Genomic DNA, 14710 nt, shown 5'->3' with positions numbered 1-14710 from the left:
CATGACCCACTCGCCCGCCGTACCCGAACCGTCCGCGCACCCCCGCCGCGTCCTGCTCGCCTCGCCCCGCGGCTGGTGCGCGGGCGTGGACCGCGCCGTGCTCGCCGTCGAGAAGGCCCTGGAACAGTACGGGGCGCCCATCTACGTCCGCCACGAGATCGTGCACAACAAACACGTCGTGCAGACGTTGCGCAACAAGGGCGCCGTCTTCGTCGAACGTACGGACGAGGTCCCCGAGGGTGCCATCGTCCTGCTCTCCGCCCACGGCGTCGCCCCGACCGTCCACGCCGAAGCCGCCGCCCGCAACCTCGCGACCATCGACGCGACCTGCCCGCTGGTCACCAAGGTCCACCGGGAAGCCGTCCGGTACGCGCGGGAGGACTACGACATCCTCCTGATCGGCCACGAAGGACACGAAGAGGTCATCGGCACCAGCGGCGAGGCCCCCGACCACATCACCGTGGTCGACGGCCCGGAGGACGTCGAGAACCTCTCCGTACGCGACGAGTCCAAAGTCGTCTGGCTCTCCCAGACCACCCTCTCCGTGGACGAGACCATGGAAACCGTCGACGCCCTCAAGACCCGCTTCCCGCATCTGACCTCGCCGCCCAGCGACGACATCTGCTACGCCACGCAGAACCGGCAGACCGCGGTGAAGAAACTCGCCGAGGAGGCCGAACTCGTCATCGTCGTCGGCTCGCGGAACTCCTCCAACTCCGTCCGCATGGTCGAGGTCGCCCTCGACGCCGGCGCGCCCGCCGCCCATCTGGTCGACTTCGCCCACGAGATCGACGAAGCCTGGCTGGAGGGCGTCACCACGGTCGGCCTGACCTCCGGCGCCTCCGCCCCCGACGTCCTGGTCGACGGCGTCCTGGACTGGCTGGCCGAGCGCGGATACGACGATGTCACCACGGTGACGACCGCCGACGAGTCCATCACCTTCGCCCTCCCCCACGAGCTGCGCCGCGATCTGCGGTGACCCCACGGCCACGCCACCGGTAGGGGCGTCCGGCGGATCTTCGTGGATCGGCCCGCGGTGCCGGGCCTGCGGGCCCACGACGATCCGCCGGACAGGCCCAAGGCCGGTCAGGTGACTGCCGGGCCGGCCATGTGCCCCGTACGAGTGAGGTTCCCGGCCTCGGCGTGACCACCAGGCGGGCCGGGGTTCGTCGCCCGCCCTACCCCAGCAGTCCGAGCAGTCGGCCCAGCGCGTCCGCGACGGGCTGGGCCACCGGGCCGACCACGGTGGTGATCTGGCCGAGACGGGCCAGGGTGAGGCCGCGCTCGGCCATGCCTTCGCGGTCCAGGGCGAGCACCGGCAGGGTCTCCTCGACCGCACGCGCCTGGTCCGGGGTGAGGTGGGCGGCGAGGTCGCGGAGCCGAGCGGTCAACTCCTGGACGGCCGCGCGCAATTCCGGGTCCTGGCCGGCACCGACGTAGCCGTAGTTGATGCCGATGTTCTGACCGCCGTTCTGGTTGAAGACCGGGCCGTTGTAGGTCGAGTGGTGCGTCGGTTCACTCACAGCCTGATCCCCGTGTTCTGACCGCCGCTCTGGTTGAAGACGGGGCCGTTGTAGTTGTTCAACTGGTTGACGTACGCGGTGAACTCGGCCTCCGGGTGGTCGATCGCGTGGACGATGCGCCCGGCGATCGACCGCAGCTCGTCCACGCTCGGCAGGGTCACGAGGACCAAGGAGCCGCCGGCCGTCTCCACCACCAGCGCCGGCCGCTCCGGTTTGATCAGCGCCGCGACGAAAAAGCCGGCCAGAACGAGCAGCAGGACGAGAACCAGTGTCCAGTCGGTCACCGAGTAGACGGCGGCGACAAGCGCCAGCCCCATCAGGAAGCCGACGAGGTGCCGCTCCGGCCGGAGCTTGATGGCCTCGACCCGGGTGAGGTTGTTCAGTGGCAGGGCCGCCGCACCGATCCAGAGCATCCGGCGCTTGACCGAAACCTCCAGGACGCCTCCCGGAGGCGGCAGCGGCGGCAGCGGCGGCGGGTTCGTGGGAGACCCGGACGGAGGATCCGGCGGGCGGGAGGGCGGTGGTCCTGGCGGTGGCGTGGGTGTTGATGGCGGCCCGAAGCCGCCCCCCGTGGTGTTCATGTGCTCCCCGTGTACTCATGGCTCACCCGCGCGTGCGGGAGCCCCATTAAGCAGCAACTCGGCTCCGCGCGCGAGACGAGAAGCAGCCAATTCCGAGTCCATGGGCCTGCCCCTCGTCCCACTCCCCGCGCCCTCCTCGTCCCTCCTCCCGCACCCCCCGCCTCCCTCGTCCCGCACCCCTCGCCGAACTCATTGACAGCCGTCCGACCCCCTGTCACTGTCTCGTCTGACAGCGGCATTCCCGGAGAGAGCCCCCAGGAGACCACCGCTCGATCCTCCCCCCACCCGCGTCTCCCCGCGCGCTGAGTCACCGCCGATGTGGGAGCGCTCCCAGAGAGGGCTGCACTCATGAGAAAGATGATGCGTACGCTCGCCGTGTCGGCATTCGCGTGCCTGCTCCTGCCCTTCGGCACCGGACAGGCCGACGCCGGAGTCCAGGCCGATCCGATCGGCATGACCAGCGGGTTCTACGTGGACCCGCACTCGAATCCGGCCGCGTGGGTCGCGGCGAACCCCGGCGACGGACGGGCGCCGGCGATCCGGGACAACATCGCCTCGCGCCCCATGGCCCGGTGGTTCGGTGCCTGGAGCGGTGACATCGGGGCCGCGGTGGGCTCGTACGTCGGAGCCGCGGACGCCGCCGACAAGCTTCCCGTCCTGATCGCGTACAACATCCCCGGCCGTGACGCGTGCGGCGGCCACTCCGGCGGCGGGGCCGGTTCCCCGGCGGCGTACCGCACCTGGATCTCCGCCTTCGCCTCGGCCATCGGCGGGCGGCCCGCGCTGGTGGTGATCGAGCCCGACTCGCTCGGTGACTTCAGCTGCATGTCCCAGCAGCAGATCGACGAGCGCAACGGCATGCTCAGGGACGCCCTGGCGCGGTTCTCCGCGCAGGCGCCGAACACGTGGACGTACCTGGACGCCGGAAACCCCGGCTGGATCGACGCGGGCACCATGGCCCGGGCTCTCGACGGCGCCGGGGCGCGACAGGCGCACGGCTTCGCGTCGAACATCTCGAACTACTACGGCAACGGACGGAACATCAGCTACGGCAACGCCGTCAACGCGGCGCTGTCGGCGTCCTTCGGCTACACAAAGCCGTTCGTCATCGACACCAGCCGCAACGGGAACGACTCCAACGGTGAGTGGTGCAACCCGGCAGGGCGGCGGATCGGGGCAGCCGCGCAGACGGGCGGCGGAGCCGAGATGCTGCTGTGGCTGAAGACGCCCGGTGACTCCGACGGCAACTGCGGAGTGGGCGCCGGGTCCGCGGCGGGTCAGTTCCTCCCGGAGGTCGCGTACAAGTTGATCTTCGGATACTGAGCCCGCCCGACGCGTCACCGCGGGCCGCGCCCTCCCGGTCGCGGCCCGCGGTCATCCCGCGTGGACGTCGTCCTCGCGTCAACTGGGCAAGCGTGGCAGGGAGGTTGAGGGGTAGACGCGGGCCAAGGCACATCCGCTTCAGAGAGGATCGATCCACATGTCGAAGAGCACGAAGGACACGAAGGACACGAAGAGCACGAAGAACACGCGTCAGACCGGGGAAAAGGCCGCGTCGGCGGCCGGCAAGTCGCTGACGGGCAAGAAGAGCACCAAGACCGAGAAGACGGCGGCGGCCAGCGCGGTGTCCCAGGCCCCGAAGAGCAAGGGACAGACCGGCAAGAAGGCCGCCTCCGCCGCGGGCAAGACCCTGAACAGCAAGAAGGCCACCAAGGCGGAGAAGACAGCGGCGGCGAGCACCCTGGCGCAGACCCCGTCGAAGAGCGGCGGCAAGAAGTAGCCCAGGCTCCACGCGCCGCACTGAGGCCGCCCGGCGGCCGGCGCCCGTACCACTCCACTCCCAGCAACCCGCTTCGGCAGCGGAATCGCTTCGCGCACTCTCATCGACTACAGTCCAGTAGACCGTCTACATCGCTGTAGTCCTTCACGTGTGGTTCTTCGGGGGCGAGCGTCGCCCCCTCCACCTTTTGAGAGGTCGCGCCGTGGCAATGGCCCCGCTCGCCGAATCCCTGGCCGTGAACGTTCTGGACGCCGGTTCACTGCTCTCCGCCTTCGGGGCTCTGGGCATCGCCGTCGTCCTGTTCGCCGAGACCGGCCTCCTCGTGGGGTTCTTCCTGCCGGGCGACTCACTGCTGTTCACCGCCGGCCTGCTCTGCGTCGACGGCTCGCGGGGTCCGGGGCACCTCTCACTCCCCCAGGTACTCGCGGCGGCGGTCGCCGGCGCACTGGCCGGGGCGCAGGCGGGTTTCTGGATCGGCCGCCGCGGCGGCCGGGCGCTGCTCGCCCGCGGCCGGGCGAAACGGCTGCGCGAAGGAGCGGTGCGGGCCGAGGAACTGCTCACCCGGTACGGCCACGCCAAGGCGATCGTCCTCGCCCGCTTCGTACCGGTCGTGAGGACCGTCCTCAACCCGCTCGCCGGAGCACTGGAGGTCCCCGCGAGGGTCTTCCTGCTCTGGCAGACCGTCGGCGGGGTGATCTGGACCGTCGGACTCGTCCTCGCGGGGTACGCCCTGGGCTCGTCGATCCCGAACGTCGACCGCTACCTCCTCCCGATGGTGGCGGTCGTGGTGATCGTCTCCCTGATCCCGCTCGCCCTGGAACTGCGCCGCGCCCGTACGCGCGGGCGGGCAGGCGAGGGTGACATGCCGTGAGCGGTCCGCGACAGCGGACAGCCGTCCTCGCGTGCGCCTCGGCGACGCTGTTCACCGCACTCGCGGTCCTGGTCGCCGTACGGCACGGAGCGCCACTCCCGGGCGACGGGGCGACACACACCTGGTCCGTACGGCACCGCCCCCACCTCGCCGTGAGCCTGGCGCGCGGGATCACCACCACCGGGACGGGCCCATGGCCCTACCTGATCGCCGTGGCCGCCGGCCTGCCGGCCGGCCGCACGACGTCGGAGCGGCTGCGCGCCGGCGCTCTCGCGCTCACGGCCCTCCTCGCGGGACAGGCGGCGCGCTACGGCCTGCTGGCGCTGATCGCCCGGCCTCGACCGCCCCTCGCCGACTGGGCCACCCACGCCTCCGGGTTCGCCTTCCCCTCCGGCCACGCCACCACCTCGGCCCTGGCGGGCGGCCTGCTGTACTGGGGAATCACGCGGCACACCGCACGCGCCTCCGCGGATACGGGCGCCGCTTCCCCCGACGGCGGCCCCCCGCTCCGCGGCGCCCACAGCCGTCTCCCGCGGACCGTACGGTTTCTGCCGCTCGTCTGGGCGGTGGCCGTCGCCCTCACCAGGATCTACCTCGGCGTGCACTGGGCCAGCGATGTGATCGGCGGCTGGCTCTACGCCACGGCGTGTCTCACGGGCGCCGCCCTTTTCGTACGCGCACGGCCGTCGCGACCCGGTTCCTGACCGGCCGTCGCCCCGGCCGGCGGCCCGGCGCGACGGCCGCGACAGCCGCCGCGAAGTCCTGGTGGCCGAAGCGGCCGGATCGTGGACGGCGGTCGTCCCCTGTTCCACGATCGTTCAACTTCCCGCCCCCGACTTAGGTGTAGGTCACACCTAAGGTCCATAAGGGTTCGTAAGGAAGGGATCCATGGACACTTTCTCCACCATCCGGGCGCGCGGGATGACCAAGTCGTTCGGCGACGTCATCGCCCTGGACGGCGTCGATCTGGAGGTGACGCAGGGGCAGATCCACGGCCTGGTCGGGCCGAACGGCGCAGGCAAGACCACCCTGCTCGGCCTCCTGCTGGGCCTGGCCGTCGCCGACAGCGGTGAACTCGACATACTCGGCACGCCGGTGGGGCGGGCTCTCGCCGCTCCCGACGGCGTGGCCGGCTTCGTGGACGGGCCCGGCCTGTACCCCTCGCTCACCGCCAGGCAGAACCTCGCCGCCCTGGCCGCCCTGCGCGGCCACGACAGGCGGACCGCCGGGATCGACGACGTACTCGACCAGGTCGGGCTCACCGATGTCGCCGACGACCGGGCCCGCGGTTTCTCCCTCGGCATGCGCCAGCGGCTCGGTCTCGCCGCCGCGCTGCTGACCAGGCCCCGCGTGCTCGTGCTGGACGAACCCTCCAACGGCCTCGATCCGGCCGGCGCGAAACACGTCCACGGTGTCCTCACCCGGCTCGCGGCGGAGGGGACCAGCGTCGTGCTCTCCAGTCACCGCATGGACGATCTCGAAGCGCTGTGCTCCGAGGTCACCATCCTTTCCACCGGGCGCGTCGTCTTCTCCGGCCCGCTGAGCGAACTGGCCCCCGACAGCCGGGAACTGGACTACCGGCTGCGTACCTCGGACCCGCGGGCGACACGCCGGCTGGCCGCCGCCAGGGGGATCCGGGTCATCGAGGGCGCCGCGCCGCGCCACGACGCCGACCTGCTCGTCGTACGGGCCCTGGTTCCGGCCCTCGACGAACTCGTCGTGGACCTCGTCCAGTCAGGTGTCGCGCTGCGTGAACTCGCCCCGGTCGTCTCACCCCTCGAGGCGGCGTTCCTCGCCCTCACCGAGCACAAGGAGGCCGGCCGATGACCGCGACTCCCGTCACCGAGCGGGTCACCCCCCTCGCCACGCGTCCTGTCTCCGTCGCGCGCGGCTATCGCTTCGAACTGGTCAAACTGGTCTCCCAGTGGCGCATCCGGCTGGTGGTCCTCGCCTGCTGGATCGCCCCGGCGCTCTTCGTCGCGGCGGTGAGCCAACAGGGCTCGCTCCCCGTCGACACCCTCTTCGGCCGGTGGATGCACGCCACGGGCTGGGCCGGACCGCTGGTCGTCCTCGGTTTCTCGGGCCAGTGGGCGCTTCCGCTGCTGACCTCCCTGGTGGCCGGCGACGTGTTCGCCGCCGAGGACCGCCTCGGCACCTGGCGCCACCTGCTCGTGGCGATCCGGTCGCCGCGGCGGATCTTCGCGGCGAAGGCACTGGCAAGCCTCTCGGTCATCGTGCTGCTCGTGGCGGGACTGGCCGGCTCCAGCGTCGTCGGTGGCCTGGCCGCCGTCGGCAACCAGCCGCTGGTGGGTCTGGACGGCGGTCTGCTGTCGGCGGGGGACGCGGCGGGCAAGGTCCTTCTCGCCTGGGCCTGTGTACTGGCCCCGACCCTGGCCCTCGCGGGGATCGGACTGCTCGGTTCGGTCACGCTCGGACGCTCCCCGATGGGGCTTCTGCTGCCGGCGCTCGTGGCGCTGGCGATGCAGCTCGCCCAGATGCTGCCCCTCCCCGTCCCCGTACGCCTGGCGCTGCCCGGTTACGCCTTCATCGGCTGGAAGGGCCTGTTCACCTCTCCCGGGCAGCTCGGTCCGCTGCTCATTGGCATCGTTGTCAGCCTGGTGTGGGCCGTCATCGCGACGGTCCTGGCCTGTCTGCTCTTCGTACGGCGCGACTTCACGAACCTCGCGGACGGCGCGTCACCCCGCCGCGCCCTGGCGGCCGGAGCCCTCCCGCTCGTCGGTCTGCTCGCGGTATCGGTCGGGGTCGTCGCGGCCGCCGTACCGAGTACGGGCTCCGGGATCCAGCAGACCAAGGTGGAGAACTCGCTCGCCGTCGCCTTCGCCCACCTCTACCGCCGGCAGACCGACGAACTGCACCGGCCCGCCGTGACCGAGGCACAGCTGAAGTCCTCGGCGGCCTGCACCAAGGGCGGCGTCCCGGACCACGCCGAAGGGGCGGGCAACGACTGGCGCTGTGTCGTCTCCTGGCATCTCCCCGATGTCGAGGCCACCGGCACGGCGGTCTATCAACTCGACATCACTCCGGACGGGCGGTTCGTCGCCGACGGTGACGGACCGAAGGAAGTGAACGGCTACTTCCTGGTGCGCACACCGATCGGTGACGCGCCCAACCCGCTTTGGCAGTTCGACGGCAATGTCGATCTGCTCGGCACCACGAAGGGATAGTCCCATGCAGGTAACACGCCGCAGGCATGAGCCGGAGGACCGGTCCTCCTCCGCGAACAGAGGCTTCGGACGCCGCGTCCCCCTCATGACAGCGGGCATCACCGTCCTCGCCGTCGCGGCGGCGGGCACCGCTTTCGCCCAGACGGACCAGTTCGGCAGGCAGCAGGTCGGCCAGACGACCGCCAAGGGCCAGGTCATCTCCAGTGATCAGTACCTGGCGCCGTACGGCAAGCGGGCGCTCGTGAGCGACGGCAAGATCATGTCGTCGTCCGTCAGCCCGGACGGGACCCACCTGGCCGCCTCGGTCACCGACGGCGGTGCGGTGCTGAACATCATCGACCTGAAGACCTGGAAGGTCCAGCAGGTCATAGGCAGCGGCGCGACCGCCGATCTGAAGATCAGCGGCGGAGACGTGGGCCAGGAAGCCCCCGCGTACTCGCCCGACGGCAAGCACCTGTGGCTGGGCCGTACCGACGGCTACACCAGGTTCACCGTCAACGCGGACGGCAGTCTGTCCAGCCCGACCACCGTCCCGATCCCGGCGGACGGGACCAAGCACGCGCTGGTGGCCGCGGCGATCTTCTCCCCCGACGGCTCCACCGTGTACGCGGCCGTCAACGGACAGAACCGGGTCGTGGCCATCAACGCGTCGACCGGAGCCGTCCAGCGCAGCTGGCAGACCGGCAACGCCCCGCGCGGCCTGGTCCAGGTCGGTGACAAGCTCTACGTCAGCAACGAGGGCGGCCGCGCGGCGAGGCCCGGCGAGACCACCATCAACTCGTACGGTACGCAGGTGCCGGCCAACCCGGTGACCGGCGCCACCACCACCGGCACCGTCAGCGTCATCGACCTGAACAAGCCGCAGGCCGCCCCCGCGAGCATCGACGTCGGTCTGCACCCGACCGCGGTCTACGCGACGAAGAACGCCGTGTTCGTCACCAACACCGCCGACAACACCGTCTCCGTCATCAACCCCAAGAACAACAAGGTCGTCCAGACCATCTCCACCCAGCCGTGGGCCGAGGCATCGGTGGGCTACGAGCCCAACGCGGTGACCCTCACCGACGACGGCCACCTCCTCGTGACACTGGGCCGGGCCAACGCGGTCGCCGTCTACAAGTTCACCAGCGCCCAGGAACCCGTCAGCTACGTGGGTCTGCTCCCCACGGACTACTTCCCGGCCGAGGTCACCACGGTCGGTGGGGAAGTGGTCGTCTCCAACACCCGTGGTGTCGACGCCCGCCGGACCACCGACAGCGACCAGCACGGCACCCACGACACCACGTCGAGCCTGACGCACTTCACGCTGCCCAGCGACAAGGCCATCAAGGCCCAGACGGACAAGGTCTTCCAGCAGAACGGCTGGACCAAGAACGCGGCACAGGCGGCGAAGGGCAAGAGCAAGGCCAAGGCCGTACCGGTCCCGAAGAAGATCGGGGACCCCTCGACGATCAAGCACGTCTTCCTGATCGTCAAGGAGAACCGCACGTACGACCAGCTCTTCGGCGACATGCCCCAGGGCAACGGCGACCCGGCTCTCGCGGACTTCGGCGAGAACGTGACTCCGAACCAGCACGCGCTGGCCTCCCAGTTCGGCCTGTACGACAACACGTACGACATCGGCACCAACTCGGCCGAGGGTCACAACTGGCTGATGCAGGCCGACAACCCCGAGTACACCGAGTCGTCGGCCGGCGAGTACCTGCGCTCCTACGACACCGAGGACGACGCGCTCGGCCACCAGAAGAGCGGATTCCTCTGGACCGGCGCCCAGGCCGCCGGCAAATCGGTCCGTGACTTCGGTGAGTTCCAGCAGTTCCTCACCAAGCCGTCGGGCGCCAGCTGGCAGAACCTCTACTGCGACAGCAAGAACATGCAGGCCACCGGGGCCGCCACGGCCTACCCGATGACCTCGTCCTCGCCGATCCCCTCACTGAACGACGTGTCGGTGCCGGGCTTCCCCAAGTTCGACACCAGTGTCCCCGACCAGTACCGGGAGCAGATCTGGAAGCAGGACTTCGAGAAGAACGGGCCCGCCAACCTGAACATGTTCTGGCTCTCCAGCGACCACACCGGAGGCCCCGCAGGCCCGGCCGCCCAGGTCGCCGACAACGACCTCGCGGTCGGCAAGATGGTCGACGAGATCTCGCACAGCAAGTACTGGAAGGACTCCGCGATCTTCGTCGTCGAGGACGACTCCCAGGCCGGCCTCGACCACGTCGACGGCCACCGCGCGCCCGTCCAGATCATCAGCCCCTACACCCAGCACGGCGGCGTCGACAGCCGCTACTACTCCCAGATCACCATGGTCCGCACCATCGAGCAGATCCTCGGGATTCACCCGATGAACCAGAAGGACACCGCGGCCACCCCGATGACCGGGGCCTTCACCAAGAAGCCCGACCTGACGCCGTACAACGCCGTCACCAACCGGACGTCGCTGACCGACGGCCTGGCGACCGCGCCCTCCTGCGGCCTCGACACCCCGGCTCCGCAGGACCCGAAGGCGGAGGCCGTACCGGCCTCGAAGGTACCGGCGAGCATGAAGTCGACGGCGTCGACGTGGGACGCGTGGAAGTCGCACCAGCGTACGACAGGAACCCACGCGGTGGCCGACTTCGCGAACCCGGAGCAGATGAACCACTTCACCTACTACCAGCGGTACAACTGGTCCAAGCCGTACCCGGGTGAGAAGAAGATCTACACACCCGACGACGTTCCGGGAGCCTTCATCCCCTCGACGGACACCGACGGCTGACGCTCGGCGGTGACGCCCCCTGGGCGTCACCGCTCAGGTCCCGGGGGATTCCAGCGGGACGGCGGCGGTGATGGTGGCCAGGACCCGGTCGCGGGCCTGCGTGAAGACCTCCTCGGGCAGAACCCGCAGCGCGGCGTCCTGGCGCAGCAACGCCAGGCCGTGGCAGGCCGCCCAGACGGCCGGCGGGTCCCACGGGTTGAGCTCGGTGCCGCCGGTGGCGGTCACCAGGTCCTGGAGCGTGGAGACCAGGAGGTTGTAGCCACCGTCGCCGACGCCGCCGGCGAAGCCAGCTCGCCATCATCGACGCGGCCGGCGGCGACATACGCGTCGCCCGCTACGGGCGCCTCCAGGAACGCTCCCTGGCCAGACTGGCCGAGCGCCTGCGGGGCGCCGAGACACAGCCGGCCTGAGCCGCACCCGTCCGCACCACCCAACCCCCCGCCGGGCGACGTCAGTTGTCCGTGACCGCCAGCGCGCGGAGGTGCGCGCCGAATCCGTGCGGGGCGCGGGCGTCGGGACGGCCCGAGGTGAGCACGGGGCACAGATCGGTGCGGAGGATGCGGCGGCCGTCGCGTTCGAGCGCGGCGACCAGGGCGCGGTCCTCGCTGTACGGGAGCGGCGGGAAGCCGCCGGCCCGCCGGTAGGCGGCCGCGGCGATCCCCAAGTTGGCGCCGTGGACGTGCGGATGGGACCAGAGCGCGGGCACGGCCGGGCGTCCGTCGAAGTAACGGGCGTCATGGCGGGCGACCGTCGCCGGGCTCAACTCCGCGTGCGGGGCCAGCCGTACGGTTCCCGCGAGGCATTCCCATCCGGCGCGCGCGTGGCGCAGGTGGTGGGCGAGCCAGTGCGGTGGTACGAGCGTGTCCGCGTCGGTGGTGACGATCCAGACGCCGTCGCCGTGGGCCCGCAGCCGGTCGAGGGCCTCGGCGACCCCCGCCGCCCGGGCGGCTCCCACGTTCCGGCGCGACACCTCGACGACCAGCGCGCCAAAGCCGCGGGCCGCTGCGGCGGTCCCGTCCGTGCAGTCGTCCGCCACGACGACGGTGAGCACCGTGACCCCCGCCAGGTCGTGGTGGAGGGCCGCCGTACCGATGCTGCTGAGCGTGGCGGCCAGGTGACCCGCCTCGTTGTGGGCCGGGACGACGACGGCGCAGGCCGACGGGCCGTCGCGGCCACCGTCACCGCTCACACCAGCCCCTCCTCGGCGGCCGGGGAAAGCACCGGTCGCCCGTCGGGGTGCCGCCGGGCGAAGGTGTGCAGGACGAAGTCCGGGTCCCGGTGGTCGGTGAGCGTCTGGAGCTGCGGTACGGAGGTGAGGAGCGGCGCGAGTTCCGTACCGGTACGGAGGTGTTCGGCGACGGGATGGTTCCAGTGCACCGTGACGAGGGTGCCGCCCGGTTCCAGGCTCTCCACCGTGCGATCGAGGATCTCGCGCAGCGCGATGTCGTCGAAGTAGTAGAGCAGTTCGGACAGGACGATCAGGTCGAAGCGGCCCTCCGGCCACTGCGCGGGCACGGTGAGCCGCTCGACGTCCACCTGGGGAAGGTCGCGGGTCCGGTCGGCGGCGGCCCGCACCGCGGCCGGCACCCGGTCGGTGGCCAGCAGCCGGTCGCAGCGCGGGGCCAGCAGGCTGGTGAGTACGCCGACGGAGCAGCCGGGTTCAAAGGCCGAGCGGTAGCGGCGCCGGGGCAGCGAGGCCACGGTCAGCCCGTACTTCCGGCGCTCGTACCAACGGCCGGCCAGATCCCACGGGTCGGACGTGCCCCGGTACATGCCCTCGAAGTAATCGGCCGGTGTGGAGGCGCCGGACACCCCGGTCATCGGAGGACCACCTCGAACGGCCTGGTGTGGTGGGCGAGTTCGTCCGGCGGGAGGATCGGCGCGTTCTCCTCCCCCGCCGCGAGCGGCACCGTCTGGCTGGTGAAGCACCGCACCGCGCGGTGCTTCCCCGCGAGGGTCCCGGCGGCCATCGGCAGGCGGGCGGCGGTGGCCCAGGGGACGCGCGGGTCCCCCGGCCGCGCCCAGTGCCACATCCAGACGGGGTAGAGCCACAGCGGCGTGCCGCTCGCCGCGCAGGCCGCCGCGGCGGCGCGGCCGGCGGCTTCGTGGTCACTGTGCAGGTCGCCCGTCCACGGCGCCACGCACTGGGCGGCGCCCACCTCCCGTACCAGACCGGCGATCGCGTCGGCCACCGCTGTCTCGTACCGGTGCACCTGGGTGTCGGGCACCCGCAGCCGGGTGGGTCGGAGGTCCGGGAGCCCCAACTCCGCGAGGGCGGAGAGGAGTTCGGCCTCCCGCACCCGGGCCATGCGGGCGTGGTCGATCTGTGCGCTCCTGGGGTGGGAGCCCTCGCCGTCGGTGACGGACACCAGGTGCACCTCGGTGCCGGCCGCCGCCAGTTCCGCCATGGCCCCGCCGAACCCCAGCACCTCGTCGTCAGGGTGTGCGGCCACGACCACCACGGGGCCGGTGGGGAGCGGTACGGCGGGGAGGCCGGCCAGGGGCGGCCAGGCGGCCCACTCCGATTCCGGGGTACCGGGTGCGTCGATGGCGTCGGCGGCGGCCTGGCGGCCGGTCGCGACGGGGCGGTTCGCGGCGCTCACCGGACGTCCGCGTTCTTGTGGCCGCCGGTGGCGCCCACGCCGCCCACGCCGCTGGATCCGCTAGATTCGCCGGATTCGCCGACGTCGCTGAGGAGTTGGCCGAGCTCGGCGAGGTTGCGCTCGGCGTGATGCTGGCGCAGGTAGACGGTCAGGTCGGCGACCGCGCGGGCGTGGCCGGCGTCGTGGCACAGCGGTCCGGCTCCGGTGGCGCGTCCCACGTGGGTCATGACCTCGGAGCAGACCTTCTCCACCAGGGCTCGCACCCGCAGGCTGCGCACCCGGCCGCCGCCCAGCGCGTCGCCGGGGTCGGCGTCGATGTCGTCGGCGGCGGCGTCGAGGACCGTCCCGGCGGCGCTGAGCAGGACGTCCACCGCTCCCAAGTGGGCGGCGGTGTGCGCGTCGGGGGTACGGCGCCGGGTCGCGGCGGACAGCGTGTCGGCCACGCTGCGCGCCCCGCCGAGCCAGCACGCGGCCACCCCGATCCCGCCGTGCTGGAACCCGGGGCGGTCGAGATAGCCGCCGACCGATCCCACCGGCACGGCCGGGACGTCGGAGAAGGCGACGTCGGGTGAATCGCTGCCCGCCATACCGACCGCCTGCCAGGTGCCGGGCACCGGCGAGACCCCGGGCGCGTCGAGCCGTACCGCGAACAGCCGACGGCCGTCGGCCGTGTCCGCGCTGATCAGCGCGTGGGTGCAGACGTGGGCGCCGGAGCAGTACGGCTTCACGCCGTTCAGCCGCCAGCCGGTGGTTTCGTACGCCTCCCCGGACGCGGCGCGGACCGTACCGGGTCCGCTCTCCCCCGCTGCGGAAACGGCCGGGGAGCCCGCCGCGGAGCCGGGGATCTCCCGGGCGGTGAGGCCCGGGCCCGGCGGCTGGGCGGCCCACACCGCCCAGCGCTCGCCGTCCCGCGGCAGCGGGCCGCCCAGCTCGTGGAGGATCGCGACGGCGTCGGTGTGTCCCTCGGCCAACCGGGCGAGCGACAGATCCTCGCGCGCCAGGTCGGAGAGGGCGCGGAAGCGTTCCCGCGTGCGTCCCTTTCCCGGCAGGGGCAGCCGGAGGGCGCCCGCGTCGGTCAGCGCGGTGAAGCGGGCGGCGACGGCACGGCGGACGGCGTCGGGATCGAAGGAGCCCGCGTCGCCCCGGAGACCGGGATCGTCCCGGAGGCCGGGATCGTCCCGGAGGCCGGGATCGTCGCCGGGGCCGGAGCGGTCGGGGAGGCCAGGCTGATCCGGGAAACCGGAGCGGTCGGGGAGGCCGGCCGTCGGCGGAGACCCGGCGGGAGAGCTCGCGTCAGCGGACACTTTTCCTCCTGTACGGACAGAGCGGGCGCCCTCGCGTTCCTGGTGGGGGCCGCTGCCGCCTGCCCTCCCCCGACCGGCGCAAACAAGTCGTCGGCGGCGGCGCGA

At 71.7% G+C, this 14710-nt stretch carries 15 protein-coding genes; 8 read left to right on the top strand and 7 right to left on the bottom strand.

Features of this window, described 5'->3' with window-relative positions; genetic code table 11:
- The first annotated feature begins 1 nt into the window (after position 1).
- Complete coding sequence (locus ACIODU_RS04420) at positions 2-979, top strand: 4-hydroxy-3-methylbut-2-enyl diphosphate reductase (protein WP_401763758.1); 978 nt, start codon at positions 2-4, stop codon at positions 977-979.
- 199 nt (positions 980-1178) lie between these two features.
- Here ACIODU_RS04420 and ACIODU_RS04415 read toward each other — a convergent pair whose 3' ends face one another.
- A complete protein-coding gene (locus ACIODU_RS04415) occupies positions 1179-1523 on the bottom strand; it encodes a hypothetical protein (protein ID WP_356419448.1) in 345 nt (114 codons plus the stop codon).
- On the bottom strand, positions 1520-1960 hold the full coding sequence (locus ACIODU_RS04410) for a DUF6232 family protein (RefSeq protein WP_401764901.1): 441 nt from the start codon (positions 1958-1960) through the stop codon (positions 1520-1522). The genes ACIODU_RS04415 and ACIODU_RS04410 overlap by 4 nt, the downstream gene beginning before the upstream one ends.
- A gap of 492 nt (positions 1961-2452) precedes the next feature.
- Here ACIODU_RS04410 and ACIODU_RS04405 point away from each other — a divergent pair, with 492 nt between their 5' ends.
- From ACIODU_RS04405 to ACIODU_RS04375, 7 genes are all read left to right on the top strand, one after another.
- The gene (locus ACIODU_RS04405; protein ID WP_401763755.1) at positions 2453-3427 is read left to right on the top strand and encodes a glycoside hydrolase family 6 protein; all 975 of its coding nucleotides are present in this window, start codon (positions 2453-2455) and stop codon (positions 3425-3427) included.
- Positions 3428-3584: 157 nt separating this feature from the next.
- Positions 3585-3884 (top strand): hypothetical protein, encoded by a 300-nt coding sequence (locus ACIODU_RS04400; RefSeq protein WP_401763752.1) that lies wholly within the window; start codon positions 3585-3587, stop codon positions 3882-3884.
- Positions 3885-4092: 208 nt separating this feature from the next.
- The gene (locus ACIODU_RS04395) at positions 4093-4755 is read left to right on the top strand and encodes a DedA family protein (RefSeq protein ID WP_401764898.1); all 663 of its coding nucleotides are present in this window, start codon (positions 4093-4095) and stop codon (positions 4753-4755) included.
- Entirely contained in the window at positions 4752-5459 is a 708-nt protein-coding gene (locus tag ACIODU_RS04390) for a phosphatase PAP2 family protein (protein ID WP_401763749.1), read from the top strand. Before ACIODU_RS04395 ends, ACIODU_RS04390 begins: the two co-directional genes overlap by 4 nt.
- Before the next feature lie 184 nt (positions 5460-5643).
- Positions 5644-6582, top strand: coding sequence for an ABC transporter ATP-binding protein (locus ACIODU_RS04385; RefSeq protein WP_401763746.1), 939 nt, complete (start codon positions 5644-5646; stop codon positions 6580-6582).
- Positions 6579-7940 (top strand): ABC transporter permease, encoded by a 1362-nt coding sequence (locus ACIODU_RS04380; protein WP_401763743.1) that lies wholly within the window; start codon positions 6579-6581, stop codon positions 7938-7940. Before ACIODU_RS04385 ends, ACIODU_RS04380 begins: the two co-directional genes overlap by 4 nt.
- Before the next feature lie 4 nt (positions 7941-7944).
- Positions 7945-10698, top strand: a complete 2754-nt coding sequence (locus ACIODU_RS04375) for a phosphoesterase (RefSeq protein WP_401763740.1) — start codon at positions 7945-7947, stop codon at positions 10696-10698.
- Between the two features lie 33 nt (positions 10699-10731).
- Here the strand turns inward: ACIODU_RS04375 and ACIODU_RS04370 are convergent, their stop codons facing one another.
- From ACIODU_RS04370 to ACIODU_RS04350, 5 genes are all read right to left on the bottom strand, one after another.
- Positions 10732-10923, bottom strand: a complete 192-nt coding sequence (locus ACIODU_RS04370; RefSeq protein WP_401763737.1) for a hypothetical protein — start codon at positions 10921-10923, stop codon at positions 10732-10734.
- 226 nt (positions 10924-11149) lie between these two features.
- The gene (locus ACIODU_RS04365) at positions 11150-11887 is read right to left on the bottom strand and encodes a glycosyltransferase (protein ID WP_401763734.1); all 738 of its coding nucleotides are present in this window, start codon (positions 11885-11887) and stop codon (positions 11150-11152) included.
- The gene (locus ACIODU_RS04360) at positions 11884-12519 is read right to left on the bottom strand and encodes an SAM-dependent methyltransferase (protein WP_401763731.1); all 636 of its coding nucleotides are present in this window, start codon (positions 12517-12519) and stop codon (positions 11884-11886) included. Before ACIODU_RS04360 ends, ACIODU_RS04365 begins: the two co-directional genes overlap by 4 nt.
- The gene (locus ACIODU_RS04355) at positions 12516-13301 is read right to left on the bottom strand and encodes a PIG-L deacetylase family protein (RefSeq protein ID WP_401763728.1); all 786 of its coding nucleotides are present in this window, start codon (positions 13299-13301) and stop codon (positions 12516-12518) included. The genes ACIODU_RS04360 and ACIODU_RS04355 overlap by 4 nt, the downstream gene beginning before the upstream one ends.
- Positions 13298-14605, bottom strand: a complete 1308-nt coding sequence (locus ACIODU_RS04350; RefSeq protein ID WP_401763725.1) for an acyl-CoA dehydrogenase — start codon at positions 14603-14605, stop codon at positions 13298-13300. Before ACIODU_RS04350 ends, ACIODU_RS04355 begins: the two co-directional genes overlap by 4 nt.
- Positions 14606-14710 lie beyond the last annotated feature (105 nt).

The organism is Streptomyces sp. NPDC088261, assembly GCF_044740805.1.
Lineage (GTDB): Bacteria > Actinomycetota > Actinomycetes > Streptomycetales > Streptomycetaceae > Streptomyces.
The sequence above is the reverse complement of the archived record's forward strand: the minus strand, read 5'-3'. Positions and strand labels throughout refer to the sequence as shown.